Source organism: Flavobacterium sp. FlaQc-48, from assembly GCF_044007335.1.
GTDB lineage: Bacteria > Bacteroidota > Bacteroidia > Flavobacteriales > Flavobacteriaceae > Flavobacterium.
The window spans coordinates 314,614-340,714 of sequence record NZ_JBIPCR010000002.1 but is presented as its reverse complement, the minus strand read 5'-3'; the positions used below and the strand labels follow the sequence as shown (position 1 = coordinate 340,714).

Genomic DNA, 26,101 nt, shown 5'->3' with positions numbered 1-26,101 from the left:
TATTTATAAAACTTACTGAAAAGATCTCATCAGAAAAATCAAGTAAAAACAGCACGTAAATTATTGCCTCCATACTATTTACTTGTTTCAAAGTGTATTATAATAAAGAATAAGGCGTGCCAAATTTAAACTAAAGCTTTTTTACGGTATTCCCTGGGTGTCGTGTTTTTTAGGCTTTTGAAGAGCTTATTGAAGTTTGAACCTGATTTATAACCACACTGATAGGCAATTTCAGAAATATCTAAATCAGTTTCAATTAAACTCTTACAGGCATTTGAAATCCTGACTTCATGGAGATATTCCCCAAAAGGCTTTTGGGTTTTTGCCTTGAACATTCTACAGAAAGATGTAGGGGTCATATTGGCAATTTCAGCAATCTGCTCAATGGATATTTTCTCTTTGTAATGCGTCTTTACATATTGAAAAACCACGGCAAGACGGTCATTTTTATTATCCTTGGAAAGCGCCAGATAAGAATCATAATTAAGGTAGCGCAAATCTTTACTCTTTGACAAAAGAAATAAAATTTCAAAGACTCCCATAATAACTTCAAAACCTTTCTTTTTAAGGAGTTTTTCCATTTTCATTGCAATGAGTGTTCTAGTTTGTCCGCCAATAGATACACCTTTTACGCTCTGAGAAAGAAATTTTCTTATCTCCCCAAATTCTTTGAGCTCATAAAAAGAAGTGCTAAAAAGATCTCTGCTAAAATAAATGACTATGGACTTAGCTTTAAGATTTCTGATTCCTTTGTAGAAAATCCTGTCATTGAGCCAAACATGCGGAATATCCTCCCCGAGAAAAACCATATCACCGGGTCCAAAGGATTCCACTGCGGTTCCTATAATTCTTTTTCCATAGCTCTCCTGGACATATACTAGTTCAAAATCCGGATGCGAATGGAAAGTGGACTCAAAGAATGCTGCCTCGCGAGAAAATACAGAAAGTGGTGCATTGGTGTAGCAGGAAATATTTGTCTTTACAATTTTCATAATTCAATGAGCATTAAATGCCAATAAAATCAAACTACTGAGCCTTGTTTGTTTGTAAAAAAGACAGACCATAAAGGAGGTACAATCTTAAAACCTCCTTTTATGGCTGCCTGGGATAAATCTATTTAAAAAAATTCCTTTGTTTAAAAGGAACCAACAAACTAATAACAATAGAATTTATTCCCTATTTAATAATGGATATCTTAACCTTGCAAAGGCGCTCAATACGGTCTTTAATTAAACTTGTTCCACGGGTTTAATTGGAATTATTGCGTAGAGACACCCTACCATAATTGGCCACAACTGCCAAACAAATTAAAGGCAGGATAAATGAAAAATTCACCTCGTCAATATAGCCCAATACTTGACAATCGGCGAATCCAGGGCCACCCCAATCCAGGATACTGCCTTGTAAAACCGGCATCAGGGCGCCGCCAACAATAGCCATAACGAGTCCCGCAGAGCCAATTTTTGCTTCATCTCCCATATCTTTTAAGGCTATGCCATAAATGGTTGGAAACATAATGGACATAAAAACAGAAATACAAACCAATGAAATTAGCCCGGGCATGCCCTCAAAGAAAATTGCTCCAGCTGCGCACAGCACTCCTCCAATACCAAATACCATCAAGATTTTCGACGGGTTTATACTTTTCATTAGTCCGGTTCCAATCCATCGGCCCAGTAAAAATAAAAGCATCGCCGCTATATTGTAATAAGTAGCTGTCAGCTCCAGTGAAAATGTTTTATTGATGTTGTCTACATATTGAAAAATAAAAGTCCAGCACATGATCTGCGCCCCTACATAAAAAGCTTGCGCTAAAACCCCGTGTTTGTAATTTTTGTTGGCAAATAACTTTTTAAAAGAATCTCCAATGGACATTTTATCTTCATGCGCTGTTTTGGGCATTTTGGTAAAAATGATGATTAGCAGAATAATGAGCACAAATATTCCCAGTCCGATGTATGGCACGCTTATCACATCTAAATCATTCTTGCGAATTAAGGCCAACTCATCTGAATTTAAAGCCTTTAGGGCCTCCGGCGTGTAATGGTCTGATTTTATTTTATCTATCACTAAAAACTGGGCCATGACAAGGCCCGTTATGGCACCAACAGGATTGAATGCCTGCGCTAAATTTAAACGTTGGGTGGCAGTCTCTTTATTTCCAAGAAATAAAATGAGTGGATTTGAGGTGGTTTCGAGAAAGGCCAAACCACAGGTAATCACCCAGAGTGAGATCAGAAAAAACGTGTAACTTTGATAATGTGCCGCGGGATAGAACAAAAAAGCGCCAGTTGCATACAAGATAAGCCCTACTATAATTCCTGATTTATAGCTGAATTTTCTAATGAATAAAGCTGCCGGCAAAGCCATAAAGAAATAACCGAAATAAAAGGCAAATTGTACCAGTGAGGCCTGCACATTGGATAATTCGGGCATTACTTTTTTGAAAGTAGAAACCATTGGCGTGGTCAAATCATTGGCTATTCCCCAAAGGGCAAATAAAGTTGTGATGATAATAAACTGAAAAAGTAATTCCTTTTTTACTACAGGAATCCTAAAAGATTGATTGGTATCCATGAATTGAATTGGTTAGGTTGATTGGTTAGAAAGAAAAAGTAATAAACAAGTATGATTTGTTCTCTATGGCAACTGTTTTTAAACTGTCAACAAGGAACGGTCCAGGTGTACATAACCTCCATCACAAAAAATGAACTGGCCAGTGGTATGTGAGGATCTCTCCGATATGGTGAATAGACAGGTATCAGCAATCTCATCAGGGGTTGTCATTCTGTTTTCCAAAGGAATTTTTTGCACAATGGATTTTAATTTTTCCTGCCCGTTCTCTAGTGTATCAATCCAGCTTTGGTAGGCAGGAGTCCAGCATTCGGCTATAATAATAGCATTTACCCTTACCGAATCCTTGATTAAATCTACCGCCCATTCGCGCGTTAAACCCAGAACACCACCTTTGGCAGCGGCGTAACCAGAAGTCCCGCCCTGACCGGTTAACCCAACTTTAGAACCAATATTTAAAATTTGGCCTTTGGAAGCTTTTAAATAAGGAAGCGCATACTTGACCATTAAAAAATAACTCACCATATTGAGTTTAAGAGAATTCATAAAATCTTCATATGAAGCCTCAAGTCCTACTCCGTCATTCACACCGACATTGTTGATCAAAGCGTTAATTCGACCGTATTTCTCCACAATCTCTTTGATGGCCCTCTGAACTTCTTCGGGATTGGTTACATCGGCCTTACAAAACAATCCGTCGATTCCCTTACTTTGAATTTCTTCTATATAGGCATATCCCCGATCGTTTCTGTCAATTATAACGGGAATAGCCCCTTCGATGGCAAGATGCTCCATGATGGTGACTCCAATGCTTCCTTTAAGTCCGGCCGCACCGGTAATAACTACTACCTTTCCTTTTAATGCTAAATCCATAATTTATAAAATTGTATTGCATTGCCGCCCATAATAGCCTCTTGCTCTTTGATGCTTAATTTTGCAATGAAATTCGTTACTAATTCTTTTGTTTTTCCATAGTCTGCGGCCAGTAAAGATACCGGCCAATCAGAGCCAAAAAGGAGCCGCTCTGGCCCAAAAGCATCCAGGGCCAATTGCATGTAAGGCTCTATTTGCTCAGGGGTCCAAGAGCTATAATCAGCCTCGGTACTCATTCCCGAGAGTTTGCAATAGACATTTGGATATTGGCCAATTGCGCTCAGTGCAACTGCCCAGCCCTTATAAAACCCGTCTTTAATATAGGGTTTTGCAATATGATTGATAATAAATTTTTGATTTGGAAAACGGCTTACAAGTTCCACGGCTGCCAGCAACTGATGCGGAAAAATAAGAATATCATAAGTGAAATTATATTTTTGCAAAGCGGCAATTCCATTTAAAAAATCGGGACGTACCATGAAATTATGATCCGCTTCGCCCTGCAGCACATGTCTGAATCCCTTTAGTTTTTCAAACCCGCTGTAGCGGTTCAAAACACTCTCGATATCCAAGGCCTTTAAATCAACCCAGCCGACAACTCCTTTGATAAAGTCATTTTTTTGGGCCAAATCCAGAAGAAATTCCGTTTCACCCAGGCTTTGATGGGCCTGAACAGCCACGCAAGCGTCAATTTGGTTAATCTGATAGACCGCTTTTAAATCTTCAGGCATAAAATCCCTTGCAATGGCTTTCATATCCTCCCCGATCCAGGGTTGTTTCTGGGGGTCATATTTCCAAAAGTGCTGATGTGAATCTATGGTCATGTTATGTCAGCTTAAAATCAACAGTGGCTTTAATTACCCCAGTAGCTGGATTGAGCCAACTGTCAAAATTATCAATCATCTCGGTATAAGGGACATTATGACTAATGTAGGATGCTGTTGGAAACTGGTCCAAAATACTTATAACGTGCTCAAAATCTTCGGTAGTGGCATTTCGGCTGCACATCAGGGTTATCTCTTTGGCGTGAATAGCCGGATGACTATAGGTCAATTCTGCCTTGGATAATCCAACAAGCACAAAACGGCCGCCATGTGACATATAATTCGGGCAGCTTTCTAAAGCACCTTTGAAACCTGATGCATCAAAAACAGCCGTACAGAGGTCTCCATTGGTAATTTTGGTGATTTGCTCAACGGTATTGGCATCGGCTTTCACGGTATAATCTACAACAATTTTTTCTTTGGCATAAGCCAAACGCTGCTCATTGACATCAATGGCAATAACTTTAGCCCCGGCAATCTGAGCCAGTTTCATTATCCCGATTCCGATGGGACCACAACCAACCACAGCCACGATCTCTCCCGCAGCAATGCCTGCTCTTCGCACGGCATGTGCCCCTATGGCCAGTGGCTCCACAATTGCCATCTGGTCATCAGATAAGTTATTGGCCGGTAAAAGAATTGAAGTGGGAACCGAAATTTGTTCCTGCATTCCTCCATCGGTATGCACCCCTAATACTTTAATATTGACACAGCAGTTGGTTTTTGCGTTTCTACAGGCAATACAAATACCGCAGCTAATATAGGGCATCACTACCACTTTATCTCCGGCGTTTATTCCTCTGGCGTTTTCACCAGTTTCCAGTACAGTACACGCCAGTTCATGTCCCAGTATTCTGGGATAGCTAAAAAATGCCTGATTTCCGCCATAGGCATGCAAATCCGTTCCGCAGATCCCTACCTTATTAACTTGTAATAAGGATTCATTTTCTTTTCTAACGGGAGCTTCTTTTTCTTTTAAAATAAACTCACCTGGCTTTTGGCAAACAATATATTTCATACGTAAAATTTTTTTTGATTCGGGGCGATGGCTGCAAAATCCATCACATCACTTATTTTGGGTATGGCCTTGTAGAGCATACCGATTATAATCATAAACCTGGATCCGTTTCACAGCGCATTGGATATACTTTATTTTAAGAAAACCATGTAAGTCAAAATCTTAGAGATTGCAACATCATGCTTTTACGATTCAACGGCACCAAGAGAGAAACGGAAAGAAAACCATAACTATGGTCTAATTCTTCCTATATCTTTGAAATTATATTTTATACTACTAAGAGTAGGTTTTTCAATAAAATCGGGGCGCCTACTTTTCGCCCCGAAATTAAAAGGCGCCATAAAAACTATCAAAAGGCAGCCACCACTACTGAGTTAAACAAAAAAACCTCAATACTATTTTTTATTAATCGAAATACCATAGATCCCACCAAATTTCAACATTAGCCACGCTATTGGATGCAGGAATGCCATAATCAAAAACCACATCGCATATCCCTGGCCCTCAACGGCATTCAAAACCGGATTTAATGCAGCGTGAAAAGCCGTGTCCAAAAAGCCAGCGGGTTTATCAGATGGGCCGGTCACCATGGAAGCTACAATCATATTCATTACAATGCCTCCCACTGTACTACCTGCAGCAACTACGCTAAATACGGTACCAAGGGAATGTTTAGGCACGATATCCACCACCAGTGAGCTGATGTTAATTAACCAGGCTAAGGCAGCGATGATAGTGAAAACCGTTAAGGTAAGTGAAGCACTTAAACCGGTTGCTGTTGCGATAAAGGGAGATAAAGGCATAAGCAAGGCACAAAAGAGCATAACCCACATCCTACTTTGCACAGGCAAAATTCCTTTTTTTACAATTTTGCCCGATATGACGCCTCCCAGAAGGCTGCCAACACCGGCGGCCGCGTAAATTATCCAGGTAATTTTTAAATCTTCCTGGGATAGATTTCTATCGGAGCTTAAATATTTAGGAAACCAAAATTGATAGAAATACCAAACAGGGTCTGTAATTAATCGGGCCAATAACAAAAGCCAGGTACCTCTGAAAGACAGCACCTGTTTCCATGACCATGGATTTACATTCTCAGCACTATCAGGATTCTCGGCAGCTGAAGCTGTTTGTAACATAAGGAGTTCATCAGGGGAAATTAATTTGCTTTTTTCCGGACGCCTGTAAATCATTAACCAGGGAATCAACCATACTAAACCCGCCAGACCAGTTAGAATAAAAGCAACACGCCACCCAGTACCGGTTCCTAGGCAATTTGCTATTGCGGGAACTCCCTGTGTATAATCATAAGTGGCCAGTGGAATTACTATGTAAGGCGCAATTGTAGCCCCGATAGTGGCTCCCATGGTGTACAAACCTATAGCCAGGGCTCTTTCTTTTGCCGGAAACCATTCCGAAACAGCCTTTGAGGCTGCGGGCCAAATACCGGCCTCCCCTAGCCCTAATCCAAATCTATAAAAACCTAAGGAGTTTACACCACGCGCAGCCGCGGTGAGCATGTTAAATACGGACCACCATGCTACAAAGAAAAACAAACTGGCACGCGTTCCGATTTTATCGGCAATACGGCCTGAAATCAGATAAGCAATGGTGTAGGCTATTAAAAATATATTGATAACATTGGCATATTGCTGATCATTCATGACCAAATCGATCTGTATCGTTGGAGCTAAAGCCGACAGGGTTTGCCTGTCAATATAATTTAGAACCGCGGCGATAAATAACAATACAATAATCCACCAGCGCATACCTTTTATTTTCATATTTAATTTTAATAAGCTGTTACGTAAAATATTTCTTTTATACCTTTTATTTTATTGGAAAAATTTGTTTTTATATTTTATTTCCTGCAGAACATTAGTCTTGCTTATTGATCTAATAATTATAAATACCTCTCCCGATCCAATTCTGTACAAAACCATTAAATGAAAATTAAAACTAACACTGGGTTTATATGGTTTTAAAACTTAGCTGGTTTGGTTTGGTCTGGTTTGGTTGGCAAATATATAATATTTTTTAGAATAACAGCCAAAATCTATTTTTTTTACAATAAAAAAAACGGCTTTCATTATTTTATAGTACAATATTTAACAATAAGAGAAAGAATGATATAATAATTTAACACCAACAAGAAATGATAGGTAAAAAACTAATTTTGATTTATGCCAGGTACTGGTGGCAACAAAAATTTGCGATAGATGAAAAACATTCCAAACAAGCATATTGGAAAATCAGGCTAAAACAAGGAATTCTACTCTTAGATGGAAGCTCTTATAATAATTTCTGAAGGATTCTCTTCCGAGCCAGTTTCATTATTATTTATAAGCTCGGCAGCGCGCTGGCCCATTTTAAAAAAATCAGTAGAAATAACAGTTATTCCTCCTTCTAAAATTTCCTTTAACTGCGTTTCATTATAAGAGATAACCCCTATCTCTTTTCCAAGATTGTAATTGTTTTTCCTGCAGAATTTGATGATTTTTACAAGGTCATCATTTTTCTCGCTAATTAAGATGTACAAAATTCCCTTTTTTATCTCATCAATTTCGGTATGATCGATGGTGGAACTTTTCGTCCCAACAAAAGAACAGTATTTTTTAAATCCTTTCATAACCGAAGTTTTATGAGGAGCAGTTAAGGGAGCCACCAAGCAAATTTCTTCATACTTTTTAATCTCAGAAGAAACTTTTGAAAGTGATTCAAAGATGTCATTTTCAAAATTTTGATATATTTGACTGTGCTGGGTTAAAATCCCATGCTCTTTTTGATCAATTAATATTAATTTCCCATCCGGGATTAAATTCAGCACATCACTTACATCTTCATTAAAAAAAGTACTAATTACAAAATGAGTGTAAGAGTTTATATTTTCAACTATCAATGATCTAAAAACTTTTTTATTGCCATGATGAAAAAAGATATCAACTTCAGAATTTTTATCTAGATTAAATCGTAATCCATCATAAATCCTTTCTTTAAAGGAAGTCATCTTATCTAACATAAAAAAAACTCTGTGCTGAATACTTGTATTTACTTTAGTGATAAAGTAACCTTTTGTATTGGAAGAAGTAATAATTCCTTTTTCAGAGAGAATATTTAACGCTTTAAAAACCGTTTCGCGACTGAGTCCCAATTTATCAGAAATATTTTTAACAGATGGAATCCTATCACTTATTTGAGCATTACCAGATGTTATATAATCAACAATGGTATCCACTAACTGTATGTATTTGGGAACTTTTGATTCAGGATTAATCTTTAAATGTTCAAGCATAGGTGATAATTATAATATTTTAAACAAATATATACAAAGACCTTAGTTATGTACCAGACCAGACTAGTTTTTTTTACCTTTGAAGAGAAAAAGCACCACAGGAAAACTAATTTTAAACAGGCAATCCTGCCAATTAACGGATATTCTGGGCGCATTTTTGCGTCAAATATAAAAAACATTACCTTTATCGATACTAAATAACTAACCAAACCAAACAGACCAAATGAAGAAACACCAGATAACTATCGTGGATATTGCCACGGAGTTAAACATGTCTAAATCCACTGTTTCCCGGGCACTCAATGGGCATGCCAATGTAAGTCCCCAGGCAAGAGAGGCTGTGCTTGCACTTGCCAAAAAACTTGATTATCAAAAAAATATGCTGGCCATTGGCCTTATCAGAAAAAAAACAAATAATATCGGTATTATTGTTCCCGAGTTCTCAAGTTCATATTTTCCCCAGTTGATTATCGGCGCGCAGCAAGCTGCCAAACTAGCAGGTTACAATACTGTTTTTAGCCAGTCTAACGAAAACTATGAAACCGAAGTTGCCAATACAAAAGTAATGCTGGCCAATCAGGTTGACGGTATTTTGATCTCTCTGACAAAGGAAACCAAAAATTACGACCACCTCAGGGTCTTTGAAAGAAAGGGTATTCCTATTGTGTTCTTTAACAGAGTCTGCAGCGAAATGCCAGTTCCTAAAGTGATCGTAGATGATTTTGAGGGCGCTTTTAACGCCGTAGAATACCTTATAGAAAGCGGGAGAAAAAGGATTGCACATCTGGCTGGTCCCCCTTCATTACTAATCAGCAGCCGTCGCCTTGACGGTTATAAAGCTGCCCTGAAAAAACACAACATTCCCATCGATGAAGAACTCATCATATCCTACGACCTTGAAATTTCTAAAGTCAATACTTATGTAAATCAGCTCCTTGATCTTAAAACTCCGCCAGATGCAATTTTTGCCGTGAATGATCCAACTGCTATTGAAGCTATGGGGACTATCAAAAAAAGAGGCTTACATATTCCCCGGCAAATTGCTGTTGTCGGCTTCAGCAACGATTATGCTTCGGGGCTCATTGCGCCAAGTTTAACAACAGTTGCCCAGCCTATTTCAGAAATCGGCCGTACTGCCGCGGAGTTATTAATTGAACAGATTGGCCGGGATGTTAAGGATTGGAAGGCTGTGACAAAAGTCTTAAAGACGCACTTGATAATAAGAGAATCGACATAAAAACCTGCTGAATTATCATTAAAAGTCCACATGCTGGACACAATACCTATAAATCATATCCTTCATTTGAGTTTTACTATTTTAGGTTGCACGATAATACTAATAAAATATTTGTCGTATTAAAGCGTATATCACCTCAGGGAAGAAATTAAGTAGTTTGGTATAATTTCCTCCTAAAATTTCAGTACAATGCCATATGATGTCGATCGAAACTTTACCTGAATCATAGGATTGGCCATGACTTATTGAAAAGAATCTTTACAGTCCCTTTCTATTGTTCTGAAGAGATAAAAAAAAAGTTACTCAATGGGAACGTTCCCATTTATTGGGAACGTTCCCATATAATTTAGCATCTTGTAAAAAAGGGTTCTCTTACTTAATGAGATAAATTTGGCACACAAAAATGGTCATTATCAATCAAGCATGCCTTTTCTGGCAGCGGTTGGTAATTTGCCAACCAGATTTCTTATAAAATTATGTTACACAAAAGGACTTTATTTCTGCTTCTGCTGCTGTTTTTATCTTTGAATTTAGTTGCTCAATACTCAAAAAAAAAACAGCAGGCAGATTGGTCCTGTTTAGTTAATGATAATCACACATTTTGCCATTTTTTTCATGCCTATGAACAAGCAAAACAAGATAACAATACTGCCAATAAGGCCGAAGCGCTACTATATTTAGGAATATGGTCTTATGGAAATAGTTTAGAAAATGCTCTTCAATATGCCAAAAATGCATTGGAGAACTATTCCAAACTTGAAAAAACAAAACCCGCCTTGGCCAAAACCGGGCGTGGTAAATGTCTTGAGCTAATGAGCATAATTTATACAAGACAAGGAAAATATTCGCAAGCTGGAGCAATGAGGGGTCAAGAACTCGGTTTATTTGAAAATAGTAATAGAAATAGCCTATTAAACCCGTTATCACATTCCAGCTCCGAACCGCTTTTTCAGATCCAGAGCATTAAAGATTCTGCAATCTCAACTTTCAAAAAAGCGTTGAGAAATGATTTTGAAAATTCATCCAATGAGGTTTCATTGGCGTATTCCTATCTTAAAATCGGACAATATGCCTTAAAGAACAACTATAAGAAAAGGGCTCCGCAATATTTCGGAAAAGCATTAAGCATAGCTGAAGGTACTCACGATAAGAAAGCTCAATTTTTTTCATTAATAAATCTAGGAAAATACCACTTCGATGCTTGTGATCTTTCAAAAGCAAATGACTATTACCAAAAGGCAAATAACATAGCTATTACCCTTTCGGATAAAATATTTGAAATAAAAGCAATTCAGTATCTGATTGCTTTAAGGAAAGTGGAAAAAAAATACTTTGAAATTACCCAGCTTCAAAATCGTCTTTTGTTTATTAAGGATCCCTTTTTATTATTGGAGAAAGAAAAAATCGGAAAAAGACTGGAAGTACAATTCAAAGTAGGTGAAAAAAATAAAAAACTGGCAGCTGTCTATAAGGAAAAAAAGGATATTGAACATACCAATTTTACTTTGACCCTTTTAATTATCACTATTTTTATAATATTAATGATTGTATTTTATTTTTCACACAAGATTAACCGGCGTGATAAGCAACTGCTTCAGCTAAAAAATGACCTTGTCGAGGCACTGGAAAAAGAGAAAGAATTTGAAGAAATCAAATTTCAGAATGATCTTGAGCACAGGGAAAACCAGCTCAGCAGCATCACTTTACAAATACTTGAAAAAAATAAGCTGTTAAACGAAATCAAAACCGCAATTGAGAAAAAAGAGCCTCTTTCAGAACAGCAGCTTCTAAAGGTAGTGAATCGTCATCTCGAGCAGAATATTTTGTGTAACAATTTTGATCTTTACTTTGAGGGTATTAATAAAAATTTTTATACCCGTCTCAAACAATCCTATCCCGATATCAGCTCTAATGACCTAAAAATTTGTGCCCTTATAAAGCTTAACATGTCTGTGAAAGAAATGTCGCTTTTTCTAAATATTTCCCCAGATAGTGTAAAAACGGCCAGGTACCGCCTGCGCAAAAAACTAAACCTTACAGCTGAGCAAAATCTCACCGAAATAATTTTGTCTATCTAAGTAAAATATATAATCAGTATTATTCTGCCAGGGTTAAGCCCTTCACCCCATGTTACAAATAGCCTTTAAAGACAAACAGTTTAAAAGGTAGCCCTATCTATTTTATCCTTAGGAGGTCTCAGGTAAATACGCTAACTATCAAAAGACAATCTATTTAAAGATTACCAAAGTCTCCAGAAAAATCCAGAGCACTGCATCGCTATACTTTTACATGGATTAGTTTACTAAATTTCTATCAGGGGATCCCTGTTGTCTATTTTTTGTCTACACCTTTTTTTAAGCCGCGACTTTTCTTTGCTCTAATTTTGATCTAAAGAATGCTACTATTCTCATTGTCCCAACTTTTAGTTCCAAGTTAAGGCTCGTGAGCTCACTTATGGTATTTTCCAAATAAAAATAATCCCTTAAAAAAATGAAAAACAGTGCTGCTTTTTTTATCTTTTGTTTAACTTTAATAGTTCCTCACTTCGTATTTAGTCAATCTCCCATGCCGCAAAAAATACCAAACCTAACACAGGAATTTGACATCATTTGCAAAAATTATGAAATTGACATAATAAAAACACCTTTAAAGACCAGAAAAGATACAACCACATCTACTGGTCTGCACATTAATAATTTTTTAATATACAATACAGCTAAGGCAAATGATATTTCTCCGGGCTATTTTTATTGGTACAATAACCAATGGAATAACTTAAAAAATATTATAAAAAAATATGGAATTCCTAGCACTCAGGGAAATACAGGTGATGTGTATGTAGATCTATCTACAAGAGATGTTTATGTTAACAATGGCACCATGTGGATCACAAAGATTAAAAATGATAAAAATCTGGCCCTTGTTAAATATAATTCTGCCTCGGGATTGTTAACCTATATCAATGGTAGAGTCAAGGATGATTCTATTAATTTATCTTTATTGCTGCCAAACTTTGGAAAACCAAACTGTATATCAATGAATGTTTCGAGAAAAACTATTAGTTTTATAGATAAAAATGGGTCGCTTATAATCTTTGATACCAGATTTCTAAAAAAGGAAACACAACACACAAGCTCTCATGATAAAACTCAATAACTTACTACTAAAAGGCAAATAAAGAGCCTTACATCTGATCATACTATTCACGCCCCAAATATTGTACCTAATTTCCAAAACAAGTACTACACTACACCTAAAAAATCTTGCAACCGTTCCCATATATTGGGAACGCTCCCAACATAAAAAACTAAGGTTCAATTACAAAAGGTATAAGGCAATGATTAGATTTGAGACACAAAGAAAACAAAGTCCAAAAGGCTTGCCTAATTCACAGTAAAATGAAAACTAATTTTAGAAAATTGACGATATCGTTTTGGTTAATACTGACTATCGTTTCTCCTGCTTTGTCTCAGGAACAAAAATCACCAGTTGACTCCATTCCGATGGAAAAGATACCCGTTAAGATCGCCGAAGGCCCTTGTGAACCAACCTGGAAATCACTTGGAGATCATTTTAAAGTACCCAAATGGTTCCGACAGGCAAAAATTGGAATGTGGCTTCATTGGGGCCCGCAAGCCGCTGGCCAAGACGGTGATTGGTATGCCAAATGGCTTTACATGCAAAAATTCGCCTGGCCAAAGTATGTTAATGTCTATTCAAACCACGTACAAAAATTTGGGCACCCAAGTGAATTTGGCTATAAAGATATCTTACCTTTATGGAAAGCCGAAAAATGGGACCCCGAAAAACTCATGAAACTGTATAAAAAAGCAGGTGCACGTTATGTTATCGCCCAGGGAATGCACCATGACAATTTCGACCTCTGGAATTCGAAATATCAACCCTGGAATTCCGTTAAGATTGGCCCGAAACGTGATATTCTTGCGGATTGGAAAAAGGCTGCTCTAAAGGAAGGTATGAAGTTCGGGATAGCTTTTCACGGCGATTATTCACTATGGTGGTTTCAACCTGCCTTTCTGAGCGATCTAGAAGGCCCAAAGAAAGGTGTGCCTTATGACGCTGCACAAAATTATGATGGAAAAGATACCTGGTGGAAAAAAATGGGACTTGATTTAAAAGACCTTTACGGAATTGACCTTAAAGACGATGTGACCTACCCTTCTGGTTTTAATGGCGATTCAGTGGCCTATAGAATGAAAGACCCTTTATCCCATGGTATTGCAAACGGCAACCTGAAGAAAAATATAGATTTTGCACGATGGTATGCCAATAAATGGACTAACCGTGTAATAGATGCGATAGATCAATTTTCTCCTGATTTTATTTATTTCGACGGAGGAAAATACACCTATCCTTTTGCAGGATGGAAAACCGGACGTGGTTACAGGGCAGATGCAACACCCAGGGTTATTGCTCACCTCTACAATACTAATATGAAGAAAAATGGCGGCAAACTCAACGCTATGGCATTCACCAAAGGAGACGAGGATCCAAGAGCGGTTGCTGTAAATTCTGAATCACGTGTTCCCGAAGGAATTAAACTTGACCAGCCTTGGCAGGCTGAAAATGGTTTGGGAGAATGGTTCTATCGAAAAGGTACTTTCTACGACAGCGGGATGGTCATCCATCAGCTCCTTGATGCGGTATCAAGAGATGGTAACTATGTGATCAACATTCCCCTTACCCCTTCCGGTGAGCTTGATCCTGGAGGCGAACAAACCCTTAAAGACATGGGCGATTGGATGGATATTAATGGAGAAGGTATCTATGATTCATCGGCATGGAACAAATGGGGTGAAGGAACAGTAATGATGGAGATTGGAAATTTGGGACCTAAGCAGGCCAAAACACCCTATACCTCAAAAGATATCCGTTTTACGGTCAACAATGGCAATCTATATGCTTGGCTTATGGCATGGCCTTCTGACCTCAAAGCGGTAATAAAGTCCTTACCATCTAGCGCTGGAAAAATTTCGGATGTAAAACTTTTAGGAAGCAGAGAGAAACTAACCTGGAAACAAACTGAGGCTGGTTTGGAGATTATGCTGCCTAAAAATATACCCGGTAAGTTTGCATTCGGCCTTAAAATTAAGGGCCAAATAAAAGGTCTGGAATCAAAATAATATGACTCATTGAGCAGATACTAAATTAATTACAAAATTATCTACATGAGAATCTCACTTCTATTTTTAGTGCTATGCAGTGTTTTAAATAGCTTTGCACAAACCAATCCCCGTAGAGTTGAACTGCTCGATGAAAACTGGAAGTTTATGCAGAAGGAAATTGCCAATGGTAAATCTATAGATTGCAACGATACCGACTGGGAAGTAGTAAAAGTTCCCCACGACTGGGCTATCCGCGGACCATTCGATATGAATATCGACAAGCAGTTTATACAAATAAAACAAGATCGTGAGGCGAAGCCTGATTTGCATACCGGTCGTACCGGTGCTTTACCTGCATATGGTGTAGGTTGGTACCGCCGGCAAATCAGCGTGAGTGCCCAAGACAAAGGCAAACGCATTTTTATAGAGTTCGACGGTGCCATGAGCAATGCAAAGGTTTTTCTTAACGGTGAATTTGTCGGTGAATGGCCATATGGCTATGCTTCATTCTCCTTCGAACTAACCGAGAAAATAAAGTTCGGAACCGATAATCTATTGGCTGTCCGTATCGAAAACAAACCCGAATCGTCACGTTGGTATTCTGGAGCAGGAATATATCGGAACGTTCGGCTTGTTACCACCGATGATGTGCACGTAAAACATTGGGGAACTTACATTACCACACCGTCAGTTTCAGTAAAAAAGGCTGAAGTTTGTATAAAAACGAGCATAATAAACCAAAAATCGACAAGTCAGAAGATCACCTTGGTTACAGAAATTCTGAACAGCAAGGGTGAGAAAGTTGCCAAAAATTCTTTTGCTCAAACTTTCCAAGATACCGCCACCTTCAAGCAAACACTAAGGGTGGCTAAACCAAGTCTTTGGAGCGTTGAAGCACCAACTTTGTACAAAGCTATCAGTAAAGTATATGTGGGCAATACATTAAAAGATGTGTATGAAACTTCCTTTGGTATTCGGACGCTCCGCTTCGATAAAGACAAAGGTTTCTTTCTAAATGACCAGCGTGTGCAGATTAAAGGTGTTTGTAATCATCACGATTTAGGAGCAATTGGAGCTGCCGTAAATCTGCGTGCAACCGAACGCCAACTGGAAATGCTCAAGGAAATGGGTTGTAATGCCATCCGTACCTCGCATAACCCACCTTCGCCAGAATTACTAACTTTATGCGACCAAATGGGCTTTCTGGTGATGGTCGAAGCTTTTGATGAATGGAAATTGGGGAAAAACAAAAATAGCTATCACAGACTATTTGATAAATGGGCAGAAAAAGATCTGGTGGCAATGATCCATCGCGATCGTAATCATCCTTCTGTTTTTCTATGGAGTACCGGTAATGAACTTAATGAGCAAAATTACAAATCAGGTGCTAAGGTGGCACAATTTCTTACCGATATCTGCCACAGGGAAGACCCAACCCGACTGGTTACCGCAGCATTCAACTCACCGCAATATGCCATTAAAAATGGGCTGGGCGATGCCATTGATGTCATTGGAATCAACTACATTAATCCACCATGGCGCTTCACTAGTTACAATAAAATCCACAAGGATTATCCAAACTATATTTTTCTAGGCTCAGAAACCCAATCAACGCTAAGTTCTACCGGAGTTTACAAACTTCCCTTGAAACGAAAAATCTATCCGCGCTATCCCGATTATCAATTGTCATCATTTGACGTTGAGGGGCCTAGTTATTTCACTACACCTGATGAAGAATTTGCCATGCTCGACGATTGCCAGGCAGCTGCAGGAGAATTTGTCTGGACAGGCTTCGATTATTTAGGTGAACCAACTCCATATTATGCAGGAACACCAGCACGTAGTTCGTATTTCGGAATCATAGACTTTGCCGGAATCAAAAAAGACCGTTTCTATCTGTTCCAAAGTCATTGGAGCAGTAAACCCATGTTGCATCTTTTACCGCATTGGAACTGGCGTATTCGCGATACAATTCCGGTGCTGTGTTACACCAATTATCCTAAAGCCGAACTATTTGTAAATGGCGTCAGTATGGGGGTAAAAACTTTCGATAAAAGTCAGCCATTTACCCGATACCGCTTGATTTGGCCCGAAGTGATTTACCAGCCCGGCGAAATCAAAGTTGTAGCCTACGACAATTCCGGAAAAGCAGCAGACACAAAAGTCATTAGAACTGCCGGCGAGCAGTATCAGATCGTATTAACTGCCGATAGGAAAACAATCAATGCTGACGGCAAAGACCTTTGCTATATCACAGCGGAAATTCACGATAAAGACGGAAATCTTTGCCCGACAGCAAACAGCTTGATATTTGTAGAAGTTCAAGGTGTAGGAAATTTAAGGGCCTTATGCAATGGCGATCCTACCGATCAGACCTCGTTCGCTTCCAATTATTACAGGGCTTTTAATGGTAAAATGATCATTGTGGTAGAGCCATCTAAAATGCCGGGCGATATTGTGGTGAAGGCCATGGGTTCTTACCTGAAAGAGACAAGTATTGGAATTTCAACAAAATAACTGAAATGTGAAGCGGGCATAAAAGCTTCAAGTGATTCAGTGGCTGTTTCATGCTGTTGTACAGTTAAAGATTAATTAAATATTGACGGACTAATGAGCAAGGCATTTTCAAAAAAAAAGATATATGAACGCATACCGAAATATTAAATTCCTGACAATTCGCCTTAGCGTCTTGGTTTGTATATTTGGTTTGGCTAAGTGCTATGCACAGAAGCAACCAAACGTTCGATGTCTTGTATTGGAAGATACCTCCCCTGGTTTTATAGGCTGCTATGGTAAGTAAGTATGCTAAAACACCTACAATAGATCCTTAGGCTAAAATTGGATAAAATTCTCTAACGCATTTTCAACTGGAACGGTTTGCTCTCCCAGCAGGAGTTGTATCATTACAGGGGTTAAAACTTACAAACTAGGAACGGGCAATCACACAAGCAGTTATCAGACTGCGGATTCTATCCACGGGTTCCCTTATTATTTAAAAAAAACGGGGTATTATACTTCAAACAATGCTAAAACAGATTATAACAGTTGTGCCGAGCGGCGGATCATCCAAGAATCGTGGAATGAAAGTTCCAGCTATGCGGGATGATGGAAAAAAAATCCTGGTCAGCCATTTTTTGCTGTATTTAATTTTATGGCTTCACATGAATCACGAACTTCTAACTGTCCGTATGCAGATTACCAAAAATTAGTTTTGGAGAAACTGCCAAAAAACCGGGTAGTAAAAGAACAGGAATTACCCCTCCCACCATTTCTGAAAGACTCTCCCGAACTGAGAAAACAATAGGCCAGGATTTATAATAGCATCTCTCTGGCCGACTATCAGATTGGCAAAATATTACAACGATTAAAAAAAGATAATCTGATGGATAGTACGATCATTATCCTTTATGCAGATCACGGTGAAGCAATGCCAAGAGGAAAAACAAACGGTATCGATCTGGGATACCGGGTACCATTTATCCTTTACATTGCCCCAATGTATAGTTCTCTTTCTCCTAGAGACAAACATGCTAAAGAAGTTCTGATGAGAGATATCCAAACTTCTCACACCCATTGCTACAAGCAGAAGTACTACATTAGATATCGTATATGAACCACGGAAAGGATTTTTTAGAAAATAAATAAACTCAAAAAATCAAAAGAAGACAATCGTGTTTCCAAGCCAAATACAATGGATATTCTGCTTTACAAACTTCAAGAAATTCCACTGGCAGGTCAAAAAAAAGCCGTCATATTACCCCAAAACCTGAAATAATTGATTTGCATGGCCGCATTTGACCAGGGCTTTTCCAGGTTGCAATTATCTTGCTTTTTAATTAAAACTAAATAGTAATTTAGATGGAATTTCTTGTTGCTCAATTTTATCTGAAGACCATTTAAGTATTGGTTTTTCAGTTGAATTTTTATAATATAATTTAAAAGGATGAAGACCTGCTTTAAGTCTTAACTTTCCATATGTATTTTTGCCATTGTTAAAATCTGCATCAATTACCCCTATATCATGTACCTTCAAAAAGGACTTCACTCCCGGTAAAGTATAAAAAGTATATTCTCCGCTTGTAGGAATCTGGATGTATCCCTCTGCGCAGACTACACCCTCTGCTTGTCCGGCATCTACAGCTGAAAAATTAATTGCCTTTTTAACAGGAGTATTTACGTCGTGTAGCCAGTTCACTTTCTCAGGAAAAAACTGCCAGTTGATTTGTCTTTTGACCCGGACACCCTTTACAGCTGGAATAAATTCATCGTCATAAGGTCGTTTAGCCAGTGTATCTAATCTATGCATCTGTAAAGTTCTCGCCTTCATTTCACTTTGGAGATCCGACAAAGTCGGTGCCAGATTGTTAGTTTGCCCAGGGTCATTAACAATATTATAAATTTCGAAGTCATCATTGTGCGAGATCACATTATACCTTAATCCCACATAATCCCTAACCCTGATTAACTGCATTTGATTACGCTTTCGATCTCGGTTTTCAGGGCTAAACTCAGCATAAGAAGGTGTATTGCCTTTTTCAAAATATTCTATATAAATCTCGCTTTGTTTTGCTTTGCCTTTGCCTGTAAGAACAGGTACTAGTGAAACACCATTTACCGAGGCCGGTGCAGTTTCCCCCGCAGCCTCAATAAAAGTAGGTAACCAGTCATAGGCAGCATTTGCTGTTTGTATTTGTTTTCCCGAAATAATGTGTCCTTCCCAGGTAACGATTGCCGGCATTTTTAGCCCTCCTTCAAGGCAATCCCGTTTTATACCGGCAAATGGCCCAAAACTATCAAAAAAATTAGCTTGATATGAAGTATATCCCTTGGGTAAATACGATTCTTTTGAAGGGCCATTATCGGATGTGAAAACCACTATTGTGTTATCTTCAATTTTCAGGTCCTTTAGTAATTGCATTAAGTCACCAACGGCATCATCAATTCTTCGTACAGATGAAGCATAACGGGTATATGTATCCGGCCAGGGCACTTCGGGGGTTAAAGAATTTTTATCGTCATCATACGTGGCGCTTTTGTACTCGGGATACCTATAACTATCTATAGTTCCAGAGGCTGTATTGATCATTTGCCCAGGCTTTCCCAACCATTGTAGCCCCCCGTTTAAGCCTCCTCCTTTTGGGTAGGTCTGGGTTGGTAGTTCCAGCACAGCATGGGGGGTATCATAAGAGATAAAAGCAAAAAACGGCTCTTCAGGGCTATTTTGTTGATTTTCTACAATCCATTTTTTTGCACATGCCGTCCATAGGTCAGCCGTATAACATTTATCTAAATCTGAAGAAACTTCCTTAAAATTATTCCAGACTTCCCTTCTGCCTCCGTATAATCCTTCTTTGGGATAATGTTCATGGCCATCTGAATGACGCATATATCCAAAAAAGTAATCGAATCCTCGCTTAAGAGGGTGTGCCACCCAAGCCAAGGTGTCTTTTCCTATACCTTGTAACCCCCATTTACCAAATAGTGCTGTTCGGTACCCGAGTTTTTTTAATAAGCCTGGCATAGTATAATTATCTTCCAGGGCCTTATCGAATTGATTATCACGAATATTGGCATGGCCTTGATTTTGACCCAGAAATAAAGAAGCTCTTGAGGGAGCACAAACAGGTGCTGCAGCATAGTGCTGCATTAACATAGCCCCATTTTTTGCCAATTGATCTATATTAGGCGTTTGGGTATACGGATTGCTTCGGACATTTTCTAGTTTTCGATTGTTTTGATAAAAAACACCTACATCTCCATATCCCAAATCATCAGTTAGAATAAAAATAATATTTGGTTTTTTTTGAGCCCAAAATGAATGTACTAAACAAATTAATAATAAGACTAAGAACCGATTCTTCATAACTAGCATTTATTTTATATACTGATAATTTTTATTTGTTTCGAAAATAGCAGGAGATTTCCTTTCAGTATTTCAGTATTTCATTTTTTAACAACTACGTCAACACTTTTACTTTTTAACTCTGATTCAATATATCAATAAATTCATATATGACAGAGGTATAAACAATATTAAAAATCAACTTATTTAATTTTAGCCAATGGGTTATCCTTCATCAATTCTAAATCTGAAATTAACTCTTTCAATTTTTTAGTTTTTGTTTTAGCAAGGTTTTTTTTCTGACTGATATCTGATTTAAGATTATATAGTTGATATTCATTTAAATTACCTAATTCAATATTAACATTTTTATTAATTTGAGCTCCCTTATAAGGAGGAATTAATACCCAGTTTCCTTTCCTTAAAGCTATTTTTGTAGCAGCTTCAATAATTAATGAGGCTCTGCCATTTTTTTTATAACCTAGAAATGTTTCCATAAAATTTTTGCTGTCTAAGCTGTTGTCTTCCTGAGCGCCAATTAAAGAGGTTATTGATGCTAATAAGTCTACTTGTGAAACTAAAGCATTTGATATTCCGGGTTTAATTTTTCCTTTCCAATACGTGATAAAAGGTATCCTTGTTCCTGCTTCAAACAGACTATATTTTCCCCCTTTCATTAAACCTGAGGGATTGTGATTTCCTAATTTTTCAATTGCATTGTCATAGTAGCCATCATTCAAAACTGGGCCATTGTCACTTGAAAATATAATTAGGGTATTCTTTAATAATGCCTCTTGTTCTAATGTTTTTATTAATTCTCCAACACACCAATCGGCTTCTAAAATTACATCTCCTCTGGGGCCCAGACCCGATTTTCCAACAAAATTTAGGCTAGGAGTCCTGGGAACATGTGGCTGCTGCATTGCATAGTATAAAAAGAAAGGTTCTTTTTTATTGTTTCTAATGTAGTTTTGTGCTTCGGATAAAAAGACATTTGACATTAATTCATCGTTCCATATAGCCGATCTCCCGCCTTTCATAAATCCTATTCGGGAAATTCCATTAACAATAGTATTATTATGGCCATGACTCCAATTCATTTTTAGGAGCTCTGGATTGTTCAGTCCTGTAGGCTGATCATCAAAATTTTTATTGTAATTTACTTCTATTGGATCATTTTTATCAAGATTGTTAACATAACCATTTTTGATATACACTGTTGGTACTCTATCTTGTGTAGCAGCCATAATAAAACTGTAGTCAAAACCTATTTCATTAGGACTGGGGTTTATTTTTTCATTCCAGTTAATACGACCATTTCCAAGTCCTAAATGCCATTTTCCAACAATTCCAGTGTGATAGCCTTTTGACTGAAGTATTTTCGGAAGTGTTGCTTGTAGTGTATCGATCAACATAGGCGCATCACCATCTAAAATTTTAGCCTTTTTTCTCCAAGGATACATTCCTGTTAGTAAAGCATATCGGCTTGGAGTGCAAGTAGCCGATGATGAATGCCCATTAGTGAATTTTAGTCCTTCATTGGCTAATTTATCTATATTAGGTGTTGAGATTTCAGTTGCACCATAAGAACTTAAATCTCCATATCCTAAATCGTCTGTGTAAATAAAAATAATATTTGGAAGCGATGAATAATTTGTTTTTACTTTTGTCAATTGTGCAAAAGAAAATTGTACAATCAATAAAATTGATAATAAGTTTATGTTTTTCATTTTATTAAATTAACCCGTTGGGTGAAATAGGTGTGTGTCGGTTTCGGCAACCAGTAGCTATACCACTTTCAGCCATCGAGTAGTTTTAACATCACCGAGGGTTTATCCCAACCAATGCTCCATAGCGGACTTTTATAATCTGGTAAACCATAAATTGGGTCAGGTTACATCGGTAAACTGGCGCTGTTGTATTATTTTCCAAGTTTTACCATCCCAGTGTGCCAGTACTCCCTTTTCCTTTTCGTTCCTGGGTGCCTCTGCTACTTTAAAGTCTTCCGGTTTCATATCGAAAACAACTTGTTTACCATTGTTGGCCACAAGCATCCGGTTTTGTACAGTTTAGATCCCCTTATGACAGCCTGACAAAGATTTATTAAAGAGCTAATTTACCGCACGTTTACTTCATTAAGTTTTCCTTCCATATCATAAAAACAAACCATATTTACAGGGTCGGTTATTACCGCTGAAAAATATAAATTTCATTTTCGATATTCCATCTTTTTTAATTTTTGTCTGGTTTAAAATTTGTGCTATAGTTCTTTCCAAAAAGGTTTTCAGAAAGAACTAAAACACATCATTCATCATTTCATGTCTCAAAGTCGCCGATCAATTTTAATCTAAATCCGGCGAAATTGTCACTTTGGTATTATTGTTTGATAACCTTAAAGGTCTTTATACCTTCAATGGTTTTTACCGTAACTAAGTAAATTCCGGTACTTATAGCAGGTAACTTAATATCTAGTATGCTTACCCCTGGTTTAACATCCGCAACTTTTTTGTTAAAAACATGTTCCCCAATTACAGAGTAAAGATCAACCTCTACATCAGTGGCCATTTTATTGGAAACTTTTAAGTTAAATTCATTCCCCGAAAAAGGATTCGGATACACAATGGTGGCGGTATTGCTATAATCATCTGTTGGGTAAAAAGATACTTCCTGTTTTGCTGACATCCTGGCCTGGCTTCCAGTCAATTTACTAAAAATCAATTTATTGATTTGATAGCCGCCGTTTATAAAATACAGTCTCATCCTGTGTGTACCCGCAGTCAGAGCAATCTCTTTTGTTACTGATGCCCAAGTATTGAAATTGGAAGTATTGGGCACATTGATGATCCCGCTGACATCAACTCCATCCATATCAATTCTTAACTTTCCGCCTGTCGTGGTGTTGGCACACCTGAGATCAACCATATATGTGCCGGTTTCTGCAACCTCTAGAGTATAATCCAGCCATTCACCATTCACTATACTTTGTATCTTGTACCCTCCACCTGTATCATTACAGGTGTTAACATCCACATCGCCGCCAGGCCTGAAACTTTGGTCACCAGTATTGCCTGTTCCTGTATCGTGATAGGCTTTACCTTCTATTCCGATATCATAATTCTCTGCTTCTATTGTCCCGGGAATAACATTGGCCGCGAATGGTCTGGAAGGCAAAACGGTCAAAGTCTGCACCACATTCGGCGCAGGAGAATAAGCAGAATCGCCTGTCTGTTGTGCGGTAATTTGCGTTGTCCCATTACTTACAATATGAATCTGGTTATTGACAATGGTTGCTACAGCTGGACTAGAACTGGTATACGTCACCGCCAGTCCCGAACTGCTGGTGGCAGCTGGTGAAAAATCAGCATCACCAGGAATCTTACCAACGGGCAAACTGTTAAAAATGATAGTTTGCTCAAGTCTGGCTACTTCAAATGTTAGTTTATTGAAGTGATGGCCGCCGTTTATAAAGAACACCCTCATCTTGTGTGTACCAGCCGTCAACTGAATATTTTTTGTTACTGAAACCCACTTAGAAAAGCCCGAGGTGTTGGGCACATTTATGATCCCACTCACATCAGCACCGTCAATTTCGATTCTCAATTGCCCTCCTTCGCTAGAGCTGGCGCATCTGAGATCAACCAAATAAATTTTGCTTTCTGCAACCTGTACTGTATAGTCTAGCCATTCCCCTGCAGCTATACTTTGTACTTTATACCCGCCACCGGTATCATCACAGGTATTAAGGTCCACATTGCCGCCGGCTCTGAAAGTTTGGTCTCCGCTATTACCGGGTGAGGAATCGTGATAGGTATTACCTTCTGTTCCAATATCATAATTCTCCGCTTCTATTATCCCGGGAATTAAATTGGCAGCGTATGGTTTAGAAACTGGGCTGGCCAAAACGGTCAGGGTCTGCACAAGTTCAGGCGCTTCAAAATAGACTGCGCTACCTGGCTGTCCAGCGGTTATTTGCGTAGTCCCGGCAGTTAGGATATGAATCTTATTTTTGATAATAGTTGCCACTGCAGGATTAGAGCTAATGTAGGTAGCAGGCAGACCTGAAGTGCTGGTCGCGCCAGGTGAAAAATCAGTATCACCAGGGATTTTATCACCAGGTAAGCTGCTAAAAGTAATCGTTTGGTCAATCCTTGGTGCTCCGCCAAATATCAGTTTATTGATTTGGTAGTCGCCGTTTATAAAATACAATCGCATTTTGTGCATACCTGCGGTCAGGGGAATTTCTTTTGTTACTGAGGCCCAGTTTGTGAAACCCCAAGTATTAGGCACATTCATGATTCCGCTAATATCTACTCCATCGATTTCAATTCTGAATTGTCCGCCTGAACTGTTACTGGCACACCTGATTTCAACAGGGTAATTCTTGGTTGCCGCGACCTGTACCGTATAGTCCAGCCATTCCCCGCCAGCTATACTTTCTATCTTATACCCGCCATCAGTATCATTACAGGTATTAAGGTCCACATCTCCGACGGGTCTGAAACTCTGGTTCCCGTTATTGCCGGGTGAGGTGTCGTGGTAAGCTCTACCTTCTATACCAATATCATAATTCTCTGCTTCAATAATCCCCGGAATAACATTAGCACCGTATGGTTTTGAGAGCGGCATTGACAAGGCTGTTAGTGTCTGTACCACTTCAGGCGCTGCATTATACAACGTACTGCCTGGCTGAGAAGCGGTAATTTGCACAGTGCCAACACCTGTAATACGAATTTGGTTGTCTACAATCGTGGCTACTGCAGGATTAGAGCTGGTATAACTCACCGGCAGTCCCGAATTGCTAGTGGCGCCAGGCGAAAAATCTTCACCGGGAATCTTATCGACAGGTAAGTCACTAAAACTAATCATTTGGTCCGATCGAATCGATGGGTTGGAAACAATATTGACATTAACCGCACCCGAGGTGTGGTCGATGGTGAGTGTTAAAGTACCTGTGGCGGCATCCCAGTTTTGCTGCACGTAACTGTCCTTGCTACCCTCAACAATAACTAAAGGTTGTTCATCACAGTTGAAATTCAGGGTTGTTTTCTTTTCTACGCAAACGTATTTTTGTCCGTAAGCGCTTCCGTCATTTGCAGCGTAGCCGCTGGACTGGAACCAGTAATTGCCCTCTGCTTCTCTTCTTCCGAACAGGATATTCTGAAACGGCATCGCCCCGGAAAGGGATCTAATGCCGTCCGTCCCCAGGGGGAAATTAAAGTTCTGGTCGATATCCGCATTCTCGTTGCTGTTGATTACAAAAAAGCGGTTGTCCACTTCCACCGCCCAGGCATCATTACCGGGTGTCACCGCCGGGT

18 protein-coding genes are annotated in these 26,101 nt (G+C 38.6%); 7 read left to right on the top strand and 11 right to left on the bottom strand.

Annotation, left to right across the window (positions count from 1 at the left end; all coding sequences use genetic code 11):
• Positions 1 to 125: 125 nt before the first annotated feature.
• The 7 genes from ACHRWY_RS04600 to ACHRWY_RS04570 all read right to left on the bottom strand — a co-directional run bounded on the left by ACHRWY_RS04600 (position 126) and on the right by ACHRWY_RS04570 (position 8,581).
• Entirely contained in the window at positions 126 to 992 is an 867-nt protein-coding gene (locus ACHRWY_RS04600; RefSeq protein ID WP_395352967.1) for an AraC family transcriptional regulator, read from the bottom strand.
• Between the two features lie 256 nt (positions 993 to 1,248).
• Complete coding sequence (fucP, locus tag ACHRWY_RS04595; protein WP_395352965.1) at positions 1,249 to 2,577, bottom strand: L-fucose:H+ symporter permease; 1,329 nt, start codon at positions 2,575 to 2,577, stop codon at positions 1,249 to 1,251.
• Positions 2,578 to 2,655: 78 nt separating this feature from the next.
• Positions 2,656 to 3,447 (bottom strand): SDR family oxidoreductase, encoded by a 792-nt coding sequence (locus ACHRWY_RS04590; protein ID WP_395352964.1) that lies wholly within the window; start codon positions 3,445 to 3,447, stop codon positions 2,656 to 2,658.
• Complete coding sequence (locus tag ACHRWY_RS04585; protein ID WP_395352962.1) at positions 3,438 to 4,271, bottom strand: amidohydrolase family protein; 834 nt, start codon at positions 4,269 to 4,271, stop codon at positions 3,438 to 3,440. The genes ACHRWY_RS04590 and ACHRWY_RS04585 overlap by 10 nt, the downstream gene beginning before the upstream one ends.
• A gap of 1 nt (position 4,272) precedes the next feature.
• Positions 4,273 to 5,289: a zinc-binding alcohol dehydrogenase family protein gene (locus ACHRWY_RS04580; protein WP_395352960.1), complete on the bottom strand. Its 1,017-nt coding sequence runs from the start codon at positions 5,287 to 5,289 to the stop codon at positions 4,273 to 4,275.
• 395 nt (positions 5,290 to 5,684) lie between these two features.
• Positions 5,685 to 7,058: an MFS transporter gene (locus tag ACHRWY_RS04575; RefSeq protein ID WP_395353216.1), complete on the bottom strand. Its 1,374-nt coding sequence runs from the start codon at positions 7,056 to 7,058 to the stop codon at positions 5,685 to 5,687.
• A gap of 509 nt (positions 7,059 to 7,567) precedes the next feature.
• Entirely contained in the window at positions 7,568 to 8,581 is a 1,014-nt protein-coding gene (locus ACHRWY_RS04570; protein WP_395352958.1) for a GntR family transcriptional regulator, read from the bottom strand.
• A gap of 223 nt (positions 8,582 to 8,804) precedes the next feature.
• Between ACHRWY_RS04570 and ACHRWY_RS04565 the strand changes: the two genes are divergently transcribed.
• The 7 genes from ACHRWY_RS04565 (at position 8,805) to ACHRWY_RS04535 (ending at position 18,557) form a co-directional block, all read left to right on the top strand.
• Complete coding sequence (locus tag ACHRWY_RS04565; RefSeq protein ID WP_395352956.1) at positions 8,805 to 9,818, top strand: LacI family DNA-binding transcriptional regulator; 1,014 nt, start codon at positions 8,805 to 8,807, stop codon at positions 9,816 to 9,818.
• 476 nt (positions 9,819 to 10,294) lie between these two features.
• Positions 10,295 to 11,896: a hypothetical protein gene (locus ACHRWY_RS04560; RefSeq protein ID WP_395352954.1), complete on the top strand. Its 1,602-nt coding sequence runs from the start codon at positions 10,295 to 10,297 to the stop codon at positions 11,894 to 11,896.
• A gap of 412 nt (positions 11,897 to 12,308) precedes the next feature.
• A complete protein-coding gene (locus ACHRWY_RS04555; RefSeq protein ID WP_395352952.1) occupies positions 12,309 to 12,974 on the top strand; it encodes a hypothetical protein in 666 nt (221 codons plus the stop codon).
• A 263-nt stretch (positions 12,975 to 13,237) separates the two neighbouring features.
• On the top strand, positions 13,238 to 14,962 hold the full coding sequence (locus tag ACHRWY_RS04550) for an alpha-L-fucosidase (protein ID WP_395352950.1): 1,725 nt from the start codon (positions 13,238 to 13,240) through the stop codon (positions 14,960 to 14,962).
• 45 nt (positions 14,963 to 15,007) lie between these two features.
• A complete protein-coding gene (gene galB, locus ACHRWY_RS04545) occupies positions 15,008 to 17,461 on the top strand; it encodes a beta-galactosidase GalB (RefSeq protein WP_395352948.1) in 2,454 nt (817 codons plus the stop codon).
• Positions 17,462 to 17,786: 325 nt separating this feature from the next.
• On the top strand, positions 17,787 to 18,050 hold the full coding sequence (locus ACHRWY_RS04540; protein WP_395353215.1) for a sulfatase-like hydrolase/transferase: 264 nt from the start codon (positions 17,787 to 17,789) through the stop codon (positions 18,048 to 18,050).
• A gap of 204 nt (positions 18,051 to 18,254) precedes the next feature.
• Positions 18,255 to 18,557 (top strand): sulfatase-like hydrolase/transferase, encoded by a 303-nt coding sequence (locus ACHRWY_RS04535; protein WP_395353213.1) that lies wholly within the window; start codon positions 18,255 to 18,257, stop codon positions 18,555 to 18,557.
• A 219-nt stretch (positions 18,558 to 18,776) separates the two neighbouring features.
• On the opposite strand, the gene ACHRWY_RS04530 is transcribed toward ACHRWY_RS04535, so the two are convergent.
• The 4 genes from ACHRWY_RS04530 to ACHRWY_RS04515 form a co-directional block, all read right to left on the bottom strand.
• The gene (locus tag ACHRWY_RS04530; RefSeq protein ID WP_395352945.1) at positions 18,777 to 20,807 is read right to left on the bottom strand and encodes a sulfatase-like hydrolase/transferase; all 2,031 of its coding nucleotides are present in this window, start codon (positions 20,805 to 20,807) and stop codon (positions 18,777 to 18,779) included.
• Positions 20,808 to 20,989: 182 nt separating this feature from the next.
• On the bottom strand, positions 20,990 to 22,516 hold the full coding sequence (locus ACHRWY_RS04525; RefSeq protein WP_395352943.1) for an arylsulfatase: 1,527 nt from the start codon (positions 22,514 to 22,516) through the stop codon (positions 20,990 to 20,992).
• Between the two features lie 159 nt (positions 22,517 to 22,675).
• On the bottom strand, positions 22,676 to 22,840 hold the full coding sequence (locus ACHRWY_RS04520) for a hypothetical protein (protein ID WP_395352941.1): 165 nt from the start codon (positions 22,838 to 22,840) through the stop codon (positions 22,676 to 22,678).
• Positions 22,841 to 23,162: 322 nt separating this feature from the next.
• Entirely contained in the window at positions 23,163 to 25,955 is a 2,793-nt protein-coding gene (locus ACHRWY_RS04515) for a carbohydrate-binding protein (RefSeq protein ID WP_395353212.1), read from the bottom strand.
• Positions 25,956 to 26,101 lie beyond the last annotated feature (146 nt).